Source organism: Leisingera sp. ANG1, assembly GCF_000203975.2.
In the GTDB taxonomy this organism is placed as follows: domain Bacteria; phylum Pseudomonadota; class Alphaproteobacteria; order Rhodobacterales; family Rhodobacteraceae; genus Leisingera.
The window spans coordinates 532,734-545,745 of record NZ_AFCF02000001.1; the positions used below are offsets into that span (position 1 = coordinate 532,734).

A 13,012-nucleotide genomic window follows, 5' to 3' on the forward strand; every position below is an offset into this window, starting at 1 on the left:
TTTGATGCTAGGGCGGCAATCTTCCGCCGCCCGGCACAACACAAGCTTGTGAGGCTGGGAAATTCCGGTATGCCGCCCCTAGGAAAACTCGTTGGCATGCTTATCTTGCGGCGGAGTTTTCGAGCAGCACGGTAGAGGAAATATGACCAAACTCCGCATCACCCGCCGCGCAACCCTGATGGGTCTTGGCGCAACCCTGGCCACCCCGGCCCTTCTGCGCGCCCAATCCACAGACGCCTTCCCGCAAAACGAACCGGCGATCCGCGAGGAAGTTCCGGTCCAGCGAAACACCTCCGCCTTCACCCAGCAGAACTGGCAGGACCATTTTGAAACGCTGGGCGTTGGCTGCCTGCTGGCCGACATCAGCTCCCGCGCGCTGCATTACTGGGGCGCAGACGGCGAAACTTACCGGCTGTTCCCCTCTTCGGTGCCTATGACAGAGGACCTGACCAAGCGCGGCTACACCGAAGTGGTGCGCAAGAAGGAAAACCCGAGCTGGACCCCGACCGCGTCGATGCGCGAGCGCGACCCGTCGCTGCCGGTGACAATCGAAGGCGGGGTTCCGAACAACCCGCTGGGCACCCGTGCCATGTATCTGGACTGGCCGGCCTATCTGGTGCACGGCACCCATGACACCCGCAAGATCGGACGGCAAAGCTCCTCCGGCTGTATCGGCCTTTACAACCAGCACGTCGAAGACCTGTATGAGCTGGTGCAGATCGGCACCCAGGTGCGCTTGCTCTGACCTACGTGGCGGCAGCGGCAGGCTGAATAGAAAAGGGCGCGGAAAACTCCGCGCCCTGTTTTTGTTTTGGCCGGCTGTCAGGACAGGCTGATATGGTCCGGCTTCAGCCCGGCGTTGAAACGCTCCAGCGACTTTTCCAGCAATGCCTCGAAGTTGCGGGTGAACTTCTCAGTGTCATAGAGCGGGCCGTCCTCGATCCCCTGTTTCACCCGTGCCTTCACATCCGCCAGGTATTCCCGGTCGCGGGCCAGCTTCAGCGCCAGCGCCTGGTATTGCTGCGGTGTGGTTGCGGTCAGCTCATCCAGCCCGACGGAGTGCAGCAGGCTGGCGGCAACCCGGGCCGCGAACTGCTTGCCGATCTTGGTGACAACCGGCACGCCGGCCCACAGTGCGTCACTGGCAGTGGTGTGGGCGTTGACAAAGAAAGTGTCCAGGAAAATATCCGCCAGCGGCAGACGCGCCAGGTGTTCCTCTTGTTTGACCTGGGCCGCAAATACGATCCGTTCCGGGCCGACGCCGCGCCGCTTCGCCTCCGCAAGGATATTTTCGCGGATGCCGTCCCTGGACGCGTAGAACCACAGAACACTGTCCGGCACCAGCTTCAGCAGTTTCATCCAGATATCGAATTCATCCGGCGACACCTTGTAGGAACTGTTGAAGGAACAGAACACCAGCGCATCCTCCGGAAGGCCCACATCCGCTCGCGTGGGCTTCGTCTCAGCGGCCTTACGCTGGTCATCATTGGACTGGTAGCAGTCCGGCATATAGAGGACTTTTTCCGTGTAGTATTTCCGGTACTTCGGCGGCACGACAATTGGGTCTGCCACCATGTAGTCGATGGAGTCCACTCCGGAGGTTCCAGGGTAGCCCAGATACGACACCTGAACCGGCGCCATGCGGTGGTCAAACAGGTTGACCCGGTTGCCCTTTGTGTGCCCCTTGAGGTCGACGGCAATGTCCAGGCCATCCGCCCGCGCTTGATCGACGATTATCTCGCTCGCCATACCGCCGACATGCCGGTAGACATCAGCGGAGTCTTCTGCCCGCTGCCGGCCTTCATTGTCGTTCATGGCGCCGTAGTCGTAGATGTAAATCTCGAACTTCTCCCGGTCATGCAATTCGAACATCCGGCCAATCAGGAACATGGTCGCGTGGTTCAGGAAATCACAGGAGAAATAGCCGATCCGGATCTTGTCTTTCTTTGCCAGCGGTGCGGTGAATGTGGCGGTCTCGCTCTTGCAGACCCTGTTGACGTTGGCTGCAAGGATTGAAAACTTCATTTGCATTTCGGGATCGTCGACAAGGCTCAGGAACGAAAACGGGTCAATCGCCGTCATAGCCTTGGTACTGTTCCTGATCTTCCGGCGTGTCTTGTCAAAGTCGGACCAGTCGCATTTATGCCGCTTCAGGTGCATCATGCGGGCAAAGACAACGTCGTTATTCGGGGCGAACTTCAGGCAGTCCTGAAAGTAATTGATGGCTTCCTCTTCCTGACCGATCCGCATCAGAAAACTGCCAATGTAGGACAGGCATTCCGGGTTCCGCGGCTCAAGCCGCAGTGCCTCAACATGGCAAAGGATCGCCTTGTCGCGCTTTTCCATCAGTTCGTACACCTCGCCAAGCGCGGTGTGCACCCCCCGGTTCTTGGGGTCGAGTTCCAGCGCCTGCTGCATCAGGTAGACCGCATCGTCGAAACTGCGCTCAATCGCCTTGCGGCGGGCCAGCTTCATCAAACGCACGACCTGCTCCCTGACCGGCGCATCGGTCGACTTGATCATGCCATGCTTCATTGCCATGGCGAAATTTGCCCGTTCGTTGCTGGCCACGGCGCCCGGGAAATTCAGTGTTTTGCCCGCTCCCTTTGCGGGCCCGCTGAGGTTGGTTGCCAGAAAATGCTGCGCCCCAGAATTTGACACTTCGCCTGCTCCTTTTGGAATGCGTTAGGCAGGATTCACCTGCACTTGACCGGTTTGAGACAGAGTTTCGCCGAAGTTTCTTAATTTTCTCCTGACCGCGGGGCGGGAAGCCGCGGCATTGCTGCACGGCGGCTTTGCATTTGCGCAGCTTGCCTCAGCGTCCGCTGGCCGCTATTAAATAAACAACTGTTCAATTCATCTGAGCGACGGGAGGAACGGCGCATGGATTTCGCACTGTCAGAGGAACAGCAGGCCATTTTCGACATGGCTCTTGCATTCGGCCAGGACAACATCGCCCCGCATTCCCGAGAATGGGAGAAGGCAGGCACCATCCCGAAAACCCTGTGGCCGCAGCTGGCAGAGCTGGGGTTTGGCGGGCTCTACGTGTCCGAGGAATACGGCGGCTCCGGCCTGTCGCGCCTGGACGCCACGCTGGTGTTCGAAGCATTGGCGATGGCCGATCCCGCAATTGGCTCCTTCCTGTCGATCCACAACATGTGCGGCGGCATGATCGACAAGTTCGGCTCAGAAGAGACCAAGCAGAAATGGCTGCCGAGCCTCTGCACCATGGAGAAAATCTTCTCCTACTGCCTGACCGAACCAGGTTCCGGCTCTGACGCGGCGGCGCTGAAAACCCGCGCCGAGCGCAGCAATGAGGGCTACATCCTGAACGGCACCAAGGCGTTCATCTCCGGCGGCTCCTACTCCGACGCCTATGTCGTGATGTGCCGCACCGGCGAGGATGGCCCCAAGGGCATCTCCACCGTGGTGGTCGAGGACGGCAACCCGGGCCTGTCTTTTGGCGCGCTGGAGGACAAGATGGGCTGGAAGGCGCAGCCCACCTCGCAGGTGCAGTTTGACGATTGCGCGATCCCGGCGGACAATCTGATCGGCGAGGAGGGCAAGGGCTTCTCTTACGCAATGGCGGGCCTCGACGGCGGCCGCCTGAACATCTCGGCCGGCGCACTTGGCGGCGCCCAGGCGGCGCTGGATCAGACCGTGCAGTACATGTCGGAGCGCAAGGCCTTCGGCAAATCCATCAACCAGTTCCAGGCGCTGCAGTTCCGGCTGGCGGAATACGAAACCCGCCTGCAGGCCGCCCGCACTTTCCTGCGCCAGGCCGCGTGGAAGCTGGACACCGGCGCCCATGACGCCACCAAGTTCTGCGCCATGGCCAAGCTGATGGTCACCGACACCGCCTTTGACGTTGCAAACGGCTGCCTGCAGCTGCACGGCGGCTACGGCTACCTTGCTGACTACGGCGTCGAGAAGATCGTGCGCGACCTGCGGGTGCACCAGATCCTGGAAGGCACCAACGAGATCATGCGCCTGATCGTCTCGCGCCAGCTGATTGCAGGCTGATCCGCCCTGCCCCAGACTGCACGGCAAGACATACTGATGGAGCACGCCAGATGAGTGATATCCATATCCGCACCTCCGGCCAGGCCGGCCGCATCACCTTTACCCGCCCCAAGGCGCTCAATGCGATGAGCTATGAGATGTGCATGGCGATCGACGCCGCGATGCGCGAGTGGGCTGAAGATGATGCCGTGAAGCTGGTGGTGATCGACGCTGAGGGCGACAAGGCGTTCTGCGCCGGCGGCGACATCGCCGAGCTGTATGACACCGGCACCAAGGGCGACTATTCCTATGGCCGCACCTTCTGGCGCGATGAATACCGTCTGAACGCCCGCATCTTCGAATACAAAAAGCCGGTGATCAGCTTCATGCAGGGTTTCACCATGGGCGGCGGGGTCGGCATAGGCTGCCACGGCACCCACCGGGTGGTCGGCGAAAGCAGCCAGATCGCCATGCCGGAGGTCGGCATCGGCCTGGTGCCGGATGTGGGCGGCTCGCTGATGCTGTCGCTGGCGCCGGATCACCTGGGGGAATACCTTGGCATGACTGCCGCTAGGATGGGCGCCGATGATGCGATCCTTGCGGGCTTTGCCGATTATTTCATTCCGCAGGACCAATGGCCCGCCCTGATCTCAGCGCTGGAGGAAACCGGCAGCGCCAAGCTGGTGGAGGACGCCGCCAAGCCTGCACCGGAGGGCAAGCTGCGCACGGTCCGCGAGGACACCGCCCGGCATTTCGGCAAGGACAGTCTGGAAGACATCCTTGCGGGGCTTGTGTCAGTGGACAGCGAATTTGCCGCAAGCGCGCTGAAGTCGCTCAGGCGCAACTCGCCGCTGTCGATGGCCTGCACGCTGGAAATGCTGCGCCGCCTGCGCGCCGACGGCCCCGCCATCCGCCGGGCGCTGGACCTGGAATACCGCTATACCTTCCGCGCGATGGAGCAGAGCGATTTCCTGGAGGGCATCCGGGCCCAGATCATTGACAAGGACCGCAATCCGCAATGGCAATATGCAGGCCAGCCGGTTCCGGCACAGGCGGTTGAAGACTTGCTGGCGCCGCTCGGCGCCGATGCGCTGACATTTGAGGAGGAACTCGCATGAAGATCGGATTTATCGGGCTAGGCAATATGGGCGGGCCGATGGCCGCCAACCTGGCCAAGGCCGGCCATGAGGTCACCGGTTTCGACATGGCTGATGTCAGCATCGAAGGTGTCAAAATGGCGGCCTCCGGCCCTGAGGCTGCGGCAGGCGCCGATGCGGTGATCACCATGCTGCCCAACGGCGCTATCCTGCGCCTGGTCGCGGCAGAGGTGATCCCGGCAATGGCCAAGGGCGCCGCCCTTATTGACTGCTCCACCGTCGACGTCGACTCCGCCCGCGCTGTGGCGGAACAGGCTGAGACCGCAGGCCTCCTGTCCGTCGACGCACCGGTCTCCGGCGGCATCGGCGGCGCAGCCGGCGGCACGCTGACCTTCATGGCCGGCGGCTCGGCAGAGGCCTTTGCCGCAGCAGAACCGCTGTTCGGCATCATGGGCCAGAAAGCCGTGCATTGCGGCGAGGCCGGCGCCGGCCAGGCCGCCAAGATCTGCAACAACATGATCCTCGGCGTCACCATGATCGCCACCTGCGAGGCCTTTGCCCTGGCAGACAAGCTGGGGCTTGACCGGCAGAAGATGTTTGACGTGGTCTCCACCTCCTCCGGCTACAGCTGGACCATGAACGCCTATTGCCCGGCCCCCGGTGTCGGCCCGCAATCGCCCGCCGACAACAATTACCAGCCCGGCTTTGCGGCTGAACTGATGCTCAAGGACCTGGGCCTCAGCCAGCAGGCGGCTGAGAGCGCCGATGCCGATACCCCGATGGGCGAACTGGCAATGGCGCTCTACAAGAAGTTCGTCGAGGACGAAGACGGCAAGGGCATGGACTTCTCTGCCATGCTGCCCCGCTTTGAGAAACGCAGCCGGGAGGGCTGACACGCCCGGCCGCCTCCACGCGGTTTCCTCCCAAACCGGCATTGCGTCAGGCCGGCCCTTCAACGGGCCGGCCTCAATCTTCGGGAGTTCCTGAAAATACCCTTAAAATTCGAATAAACTCCCGGATTTTGGCCCCAACCCGCCACAGTTCCGTCTCAATTCAGCAGCATTCCGGTAAGCGACCGTAAAGCCGAGCACCAGGATCGAGACGCCCGTCATGGCCACCGCAACCGAACTGAATATCGACTCCACCGCTACCGCCATTCAAATGGCGGAGGAGATTTTCGGCGACGGCGTGACCGTGACCAGCGCCAGCTACAGCGGCGATGCCCTGTCGTCCGGCATCTACTCCGGCGCGGACACCACCACGCCGGGTGTCGCACCCGCCGACTCGGGCGTCATTCTGTCCACCGGCTACGTGCGTGATTTCACCAACAGCGACGGCTCAACCAATACCAACCAGAACACCAACACAACCACCAATACCAGCGGCGTGAACGGGGATGCCGATTTTGACTCTCTGGCCGGTGCCAGCACGTTCGACGCGTCCTTCCTGGAGATCGATTTCGTCCCGGATGGTGATACGCTGACCATCGACTTCGTGCTGTCCTCCGAAGAATACCCGGAGTTCGCCAACTCCCAGTACAACGATGTCATTGGCGTCTGGGTGAACGGTGTGGAGGCCCAGGTCACCATCGGCGACGGAACCGCCTCAATCGGCAACATCAACGACGGCACCGAGAACGTCTACGTCGACAACACCGGTGACCAGTACAACACGGAGATGGACGGGTTCACCATCACCCTGACCTTTGTTGCCCCGGTGAATGCAGGTGAAATCAATACACTCAAGATCGGTGTCGCGGATACCGCAGACAGCAGCTACGACACCAACCTTCTGATTGCCGGCGGCTCGGTGCAGACGGCGGTGGTTGCGCAGGACGATCAGGAAGACATCGCCATCAACAAGACGCGGGTGATCGACGTTCTGGAGAACGACACCACCACCTCCGGCACGCTGACCATTACCCATATCAACGATCAGGCGGTCACCGCCGGCGATACCGTCACTCTGGCGACGGGGCAGCAGATCACCCTGAACGCCGATGGCACCCTGACCGTGGTCACCGACGGCGATCTGGAGACCGTCTACTTCAACTACACCGCGGACAACGGCCAGGGAAATTCCGACACTGGTCTGGTGGAAATCAACCAGACCGTGCCTTGCTTCCTGCGCGGCACCCTGATCCGCACCCCGGACGGCGAGGTCCCGGTCGAAGATCTGCGCCCGGGCATGGAAGTGCTGACCTACGACAACGGCCCGCAGGTCCTGCAATGGACCGGCAGCCGCCGCACGGCATGCACGGCCGAAACCGCTCCGGTCCGTTTTGCCAAGGGCAGCTGCGGCAACACGCGCGACCTCTATGTCTCCCCCCAGCACCGGATGGTTGTCTCCGGCCCGCTGGCCGAACTGCTGTTCGGCGAGGAAGAGGTTCTGGTCAAGGCCAAGGACCTGGTCAACGACAGGACTGTGCGCCCGGCGCAGGACATGCAGGAGGCCGAGTATTTCCACTTGCTGTTCGGCCGTCACCAGATTCTCTGGGCCAACGGTGCGCTCAGCGAAAGCTATCAGCCCGGGCCGGAATCAGCCTCTGGCTTTGATGCCGGAACACAGGCGGAAATCCGCGACTTGTTCCCCGAGCTGTGCGCTGAAACCGGCCGCGGCTACGGAAACGCCGCCCGGCTGTCCCTGCGCAGCTTCGAAGCGCGGGTTCTTGCCGCCGCCTAAGCAGCAACTGGCGGCGCGCCGCCGCCCCCTTTCAGCTCCCTTGGCTTTGCCGCGCAGCTCTTTATGACAAGGGCAGCGAAGAAAGGATCCGCTGTAAATGGTACGCCGTCATCTTGTTCCGATCACCGTTCTTGCCGCGGCCTGCGCGCTGGCGATTCCGCTGGCGGCAGGCAATGGCGGCATCGAAAAGGCCTCACTCGATTGCCCTCAGGGCCTGGCCCTGAAGGCCTCGCACTGCACGCCGACACGGTTAACCAAGAAGTTCTACCGCCGCGGCGACCATATCCTGGATGACTACACCTGGATCGGTGAACCGGGCCAATGGGCGCCCGATCCTTATGGCACCTATGTGCAAGCCGGCGGCTATGTCTACCAGGTGAATCGCGAGACCCAGAAGGTGCTGCGCCTGATCGGCGCCGCGGACAATCTCTCCCAATAGACGCCGTGCGGCCCGGTCAGGGCCAGGCCATCGCCTCCATCACCTGGCGCGTTGCCTCATCTGCCGGAAACAGCATCTCGATCCGCAGCTCCGACATCGCCAGATCACCGGTGCCGCCGAACTGGGTGATGGTTGAGAAGAACGCCAGCACCTGCCCGCCCATCCGGTAGCGGGCCGGGATCACAGCGGGCAACACGCCCTCCTGCGGTGTTTCATGGGCGGCCGCATTTGCCTGCAGCCGCGCCACCGCCTGTTCCAGAACCGGGTCAGCCCCGAAATGCGCCAATTCGGTCCTGAGGCGCGCCAGGCTGTGCCGTTCGACCTCCTCCAGGTTATCCAACGCATCCCGCAGCGCCGCGTTGCCCAGCAGCGCATTGATCAGGCTGCTGCCCTTGCTGATGCCGGCACCGCTCAGCATCATCTCCATTGGGCGGTTCAGATCCAGCAGGGTCCAGTGGCGGTCGATCATCATCGCCGGATAGGGCGCATGCGCCGCCAGCATCTGCGCCGCCGCCTGCCGCAGCGGCACCAGCGCTGCATCATCCAGATCCCGGCTTGCATAGGCCGGCGCCAGCCCCGCCGCCGTCAGCATCTGGTTCTGCGCCCCGCCCGGCAGCTGCAGTTCCTCGCAAAGGCGCAGCACCATGCCCCGGCTGGGGCGCGACCGCCCGCTCTCCAGGAACGACAGATGCCGGGCTGACACTCCGGCCTCCAGCGCCAGCTGCATCTGGCTCATCCGCCGCAGCCCGCGCCACTTCTTCAGAACCGCGCCAAATGCCTCTGCCATGTTCGGCCTCCGTTTGCTGCAGCATAGGCGATGGAAGCCGGTACTTCACTTACCTCCCAGGTAATTGTTTCGCCTCTGTGTTCCGCTGCACCCTGCCCTCAGAAATCTTCAGGAGCCCCCAATGACCCACATTGCCTCGATCCGCATGCTCAAGACCGTCTCGATCCTCTCCGCTGCCTTCGGCCTTGCCATGGTGCTGGCACTGGCCACCCCGCTGGGCGCAGCGCTTGGCCTGTTCATCGACCTAGCCTTCCTGCCGGTGGACGGTGCCCAGGCGCTCAGCCCTGGCGCGGCGTCGCTGATGACCGCCATCAGCGGCGGGCTGATGTGCGGCTTCTGCGTGCTGATCTATCTCCTGACTGAACATGTCTACAGCACCGACCCCGCCCTCGGCCGCCGCCTGCTGATCCCGGCACTGCTGGCCTGGTACATTCCCGACAGCCTCGGCTCCCTCGCCGCAGGCGCCTGGTTCAACGTGGTGATGAACACCGCCTTCCTGGCCCTGTTCCTGGTTCCGCTGCTGCTGGCCCGCCCAACTGCCGTGCAAGCGGCATAAGAAAGGGGGCGCCACCGCCCCCTGTTCACCTTTGCAGAAATACTCCGGGGTGAATTGGCCATCGGCCAAGAGGGGCAGCACCCCTTACTCAGAACAGTTTTTCATGCCACGGTTGAAAACCTATCTTGATTAATTACTTAAGGTCCAATGGAAACAGGGACCTCCGATAGCGATCCATCCCAGAACCTGGCGCAACTGGACAGAAACTGAGCAAACTCCCGATGGGTCTCAATTGTCGAAGGCAATGTTCTCCACTCTACAATTCTGGCGTTTATCAGCCTGTCACCAAGGTCCTTCCCCATTACAGGGTAGGACCAAAACCGCAGCCTCTCCGCCAATTCCCACCACTCGGCCATTCTCTGCTGTCCCGCGCTTGTTGGCTCAGTTTCTAGAACTGAGAACAGCGCGCTGCACTCACAAAGTTCTCCCGCCCTGCCAAAGCACTTTGGCGCACGCTCAGCATTTGCAAATGGGGCTTGCAGCATCAACATCAGTCCTGCCGCAAGCCCCAAGAATTTCATTCCGCCGCCACCTTCCGGGCCGCCAGAATGTCCTTCAGATAGCGCCCGGTGTGGCTGCGCGGCTCCTCCGCCACCGTTTCCGGCGTGCCGGCCGCTACAATCTCGCCGCCGCCATCCCCGCCTTCAGGGCCGATGTCGATGATCCAGTCGGCGGTCTTGACCACATCCAGATTGTGCTCAATCACCACCACCGAATTGCCCTGCTCCACCAGCTCGTGCAGCACTTCCAGCAATTTCTTCACATCCTCGAAATGCAGGCCGGTGGTCGGTTCGTCCAGGATATACAGCGTCCGCCCGGTGGAGCGTTTCGACAGTTCCTTCGACAACTTCACCCGCTGCGCCTCGCCGCCCGACAGCGTCGTCGCCTGCTGGCCTACCTTGATATAGCCCAGGCCCACCCGCATCAGCGCATCCATCTTGTCGCGGATCGCGGGCACCGCCTGGAAGAAGCCCTGCGCGTCTTCAACCGTCATATCAAGCACATCGGCAATGCTCTTACCCTTGAACTTGATCTCCAGCGTTTCCCGGTTATAGCGCGCGCCCTTGCAGGTCTCGCAGGTCACATAGACGTCGGGCAAAAAGTGCATCTCGATCTTGATGACGCCGTCGCCCTGGCACGCCTCGCAGCGCCCGCCCTTGACGTTGAAGGAGAACCGCCCGGGCTTGTAGCCGCGCGCCTTGGCCTCCGGCAGGCCGGCAAACCAGTCCCGGATCGGGGTGAAGGCGCCGGTGTATGTGGCCGGGTTCGACCGCGGCGTGCGGCCGATCGGGCGCTGATCGATATCGATCACCTTGTCCAGATGCTCCAGCCCCTTGATGCTCTCGCAGGGCGCCGGTGTCTGACGTGCACCATTCAGCCGCATCGAGGCGGTCTTGAACAGCGTCTCGATGGTCAGCGTCGACTTGCCGCCGCCCGACACGCCGGTCACGCAGACAAACTTGCCCAGCGGGAACTCCGCCGTCACCTCTTTCAGGTTGTTGCCGGTGGCCTTGACCACCTTGATCTTCTTCTTGTTGCCCTTGCGGCGCTTGGCCGGCACCGCGATTTCCCGCGTCCCCGCCAGATACTGGCCGGTGATCGAGTTGGTGTCCGCGGCAATCATCTGCGGCGTGCCGTGGCTCACCACCTCGCCGCCATGCACCCCGGCGCCGGGGCCGATGTCGAACACATAGTCCGCCTGGCGGATCATGTCCTCGTCATGCTCCACCACGATCACCGTGTTGCCCTGGTCGCGCAGGTTCTTCAGCGTGCCGATCAGCCGGTCATTGTCGCGCTGGTGCAAGCCAATCGAGGGCTCGTCCAGCACATAGAGAACCCCGGTCAGGCCGGACCCGATCTGGCTCGCCAGCCGGATCCGCTGGCTCTCGCCGCCAGACAGGGTGCCGGAATTGCGGCTCAGGGTCAGATACTCCAGACCCACGTTATTCAGGAAACCAAGCCGCTCGCGGATCTCCTTGACGATGGCGCGGGCGATCTCCTGCTTCTGCTGGGTCAGATGGTTCGGCACATCCTCGATCCAGGCCAGCGCCTCGCGGATCGACAGCTGCACCACCTGCCCCACATGCACGCCCGCGATCTTCACCGCCAGCGCCTCTTCCCGCAGCCGGTAACCCTCGCAGTGATGGCAGTGGCGGTTGTTCTGGTAGCGCTCGAATTCTTCCCGGATCCAGTTGGAATCGGTCTCGCGGTAGCGCCGCTCCATATTCGGAATCACACCCTCAAAGGTGCGCTCCACCTGGTAGACCCGCCCGCCCTCGTCATAGCGGAACATGATCTCCTCGTCGCCGGACCCGTACAGGAACACTTTCTGCACCTTCTCCGGCAAGTCCTTCCAGACGGTGTTCTTGTCGAACTCGTAGTGCCGTGCGATGGCCTCGATGGTCTGCAGGAAATAGGGCGACTTACCCTTGCGCCAGGGTGCCAAAGCGCCGTCATAGACTTTCAGGCTCTGGTCCGGCACCACCAGCCGCTCGTCAAAGAACAGCTCAACCCCCAGCCCGTCACATTCCGGGCAGGCCCCGAACGGCGCGTTGAAGGAAAACAGCCGCGGTTCGATCTCCGGGATGGTAAAGCCGCTGACCGGGCAGGCAAAGTTTTCGCTGAAGGTGATCCGCTCCGGCTCGCCCTCCTTGGGCGCGGTCTCCAGAATGGCAATGCCGTCGGCCAGATCCAGCGCAGTACGCAAGCTGTCTGCCAGCCGGGTCTCCATGCCTTCGCGCACCACCAGACGGTCGACCACCACGTCGATGTCATGACGGAACTTCTTGTCCAGAGTGGGCGGCTCGTCCAGCTCATAGAACGCGCCGTCCACCTTCACCCGCTGGAAGCCCTGCTTGCGCAGCTCCAGGAATTCCTTCTTGTACTCGCCTTTGCGGTCGCGGACGATCGGCGCCAGCAGGTAGCCGCGGGTGCCCTCCTCCATCTCCATGATCCGGTCGACCATGTCCTGCACCTGCTGCGCCTCAATCGGCTTGCCGGTGGCCGGGCTGTAGGGCGTGCCCGCACGGGCAAACAAAAGACGCAGATAGTCATAGATCTCCGTCACCGTACCAACGGTGGAGCGCGGGTTCTTCGACGTTGTCTTCTGCTCGATGGAGATCGCCGGGGAAAGACCGCTGATATGGTCCACATCCGGCTTTTCCATCATGTCGAGGAACTGGCGCGCATAGGCCGACAGGCTCTCGACATAACGGCGCTGGCCCTCGGCATAGATGGTGTCAAACGCCAGAGAGGACTTGCCCGAACCCGAAAGACCGGTGATCACCACCAGCTCATCGCGCGGAATATCCACGTCGATGCTCTTCAGATTGTGCTCGCGCGCGCCGCGCACTTCGATGGATTTCAGCTCAGCCATAATGCCCCCGTACCCGCGCCGCCGAACCCCTGGCGGACGCCCGCCCTACAGATAGGGAATGCTGTGGAAAACG

General features: G+C 62.3%; 10 protein-coding genes. 7 read left to right on the forward strand and 3 right to left on the reverse strand.

The window, feature by feature from the left end:
- Positions 1–142 precede the first annotated feature (142 nt).
- Entirely contained in the window at positions 143–745 is a 603-nt protein-coding gene (locus tag GC1_RS02590; RefSeq protein WP_019296913.1) for a L,D-transpeptidase, read from the forward strand.
- 77 nt (positions 746–822) lie between these two features.
- Here GC1_RS02590 and GC1_RS02595 read toward each other — a convergent pair whose 3' ends face one another.
- Positions 823–2,541: an O-linked N-acetylglucosamine transferase, SPINDLY family protein gene (locus GC1_RS02595; RefSeq protein ID WP_152612403.1), complete on the reverse strand. Its 1,719-nt coding sequence runs from the start codon at positions 2,539–2,541 to the stop codon at positions 823–825.
- Positions 2,542–2,883: 342 nt separating this feature from the next.
- Here GC1_RS02595 and GC1_RS02600 point away from each other — a divergent pair, with 342 nt between their 5' ends.
- From GC1_RS02600 to GC1_RS02620, 5 genes are all read left to right on the forward strand, one after another.
- Entirely contained in the window at positions 2,884–4,023 is a 1,140-nt protein-coding gene (locus GC1_RS02600) for an acyl-CoA dehydrogenase family protein (RefSeq protein WP_019296911.1), read from the forward strand.
- Positions 4,024–4,073: 50 nt separating this feature from the next.
- Positions 4,074–5,120, forward strand: a complete 1,047-nt coding sequence (locus GC1_RS02605; protein ID WP_019296910.1) for an enoyl-CoA hydratase/isomerase family protein — start codon at positions 4,074–4,076, stop codon at positions 5,118–5,120.
- A complete protein-coding gene (gene mmsB / locus GC1_RS02610; protein WP_019296909.1) occupies positions 5,117–5,992 on the forward strand; it encodes a 3-hydroxyisobutyrate dehydrogenase in 876 nt (291 codons plus the stop codon). The genes GC1_RS02605 and mmsB overlap by 4 nt, the downstream gene beginning before the upstream one ends.
- Before the next feature lie 217 nt (positions 5,993–6,209).
- Entirely contained in the window at positions 6,210–7,781 is a 1,572-nt protein-coding gene (locus GC1_RS02615; protein WP_019296908.1) for a Hint domain-containing protein, read from the forward strand.
- 97 nt (positions 7,782–7,878) lie between these two features.
- Positions 7,879–8,220: a hypothetical protein gene (locus tag GC1_RS02620; RefSeq protein WP_019296907.1), complete on the forward strand. Its 342-nt coding sequence runs from the start codon at positions 7,879–7,881 to the stop codon at positions 8,218–8,220.
- Positions 8,221–8,236: 16 nt separating this feature from the next.
- Here GC1_RS02620 and GC1_RS02625 read toward each other — a convergent pair whose 3' ends face one another.
- Complete coding sequence (locus tag GC1_RS02625; RefSeq protein WP_019296906.1) at positions 8,237–9,007, reverse strand: helix-turn-helix domain-containing protein; 771 nt, start codon at positions 9,005–9,007, stop codon at positions 8,237–8,239.
- 121 nt (positions 9,008–9,128) lie between these two features.
- On the opposite strand from GC1_RS02625, the gene GC1_RS02630 reads away from it, so the two are divergent.
- Positions 9,129–9,563 (forward strand): hypothetical protein, encoded by a 435-nt coding sequence (locus tag GC1_RS02630; protein ID WP_019296905.1) that lies wholly within the window; start codon positions 9,129–9,131, stop codon positions 9,561–9,563.
- Positions 9,564–10,080: 517 nt separating this feature from the next.
- On the opposite strand, the gene uvrA is transcribed toward GC1_RS02630, so the two are convergent.
- Positions 10,081–12,939, reverse strand: coding sequence for an excinuclease ABC subunit UvrA (uvrA, locus tag GC1_RS02640; RefSeq protein ID WP_019296903.1), 2,859 nt, complete (start codon positions 12,937–12,939; stop codon positions 10,081–10,083).
- Positions 12,940–13,012 lie beyond the last annotated feature (73 nt).

What these genes read in the sequence shown, in the direction of transcription:
- GC1_RS02605 (WP_019296910.1), top strand. Translation starts at nt 4,074, where the DNA reads ATGAGTGATATCCATATCCGCACCTCCGGCCAGGCCGGCCGCATCACC.
- GC1_RS02615 (WP_019296908.1), top strand. Translation starts at nt 6,210, where the DNA reads ATGGCCACCGCAACCGAACTGAATATCGACTCCACCGCTACCGCCATT.
- mmsB (WP_019296909.1), top strand. Translation starts at nt 5,117, where the DNA reads ATGAAGATCGGATTTATCGGGCTAGGCAATATGGGCGGGCCGATGGCC.
- GC1_RS02595 (WP_152612403.1), bottom strand. Translation starts at nt 2,541, where the DNA reads ATGGCAATGAAGCATGGCATGATCAAGTCGACCGATGCGCCGGTCAGG.
- GC1_RS02590 (WP_019296913.1), top strand. Translation starts at nt 143, where the DNA reads ATGACCAAACTCCGCATCACCCGCCGCGCAACCCTGATGGGTCTTGGC.
- GC1_RS02620 (WP_019296907.1), top strand. Translation starts at nt 7,879, where the DNA reads ATGGTACGCCGTCATCTTGTTCCGATCACCGTTCTTGCCGCGGCCTGC.
- uvrA (WP_019296903.1), bottom strand. Translation starts at nt 12,939, where the DNA reads ATGGCTGAGCTGAAATCCATCGAAGTGCGCGGCGCGCGCGAGCACAAT.
- GC1_RS02630 (WP_019296905.1), top strand. Translation starts at nt 9,129, where the DNA reads ATGACCCACATTGCCTCGATCCGCATGCTCAAGACCGTCTCGATCCTC.
- GC1_RS02625 (WP_019296906.1), bottom strand. Translation starts at nt 9,007, where the DNA reads ATGGCAGAGGCATTTGGCGCGGTTCTGAAGAAGTGGCGCGGGCTGCGG.
- GC1_RS02600 (WP_019296911.1), top strand. Translation starts at nt 2,884, where the DNA reads ATGGATTTCGCACTGTCAGAGGAACAGCAGGCCATTTTCGACATGGCT.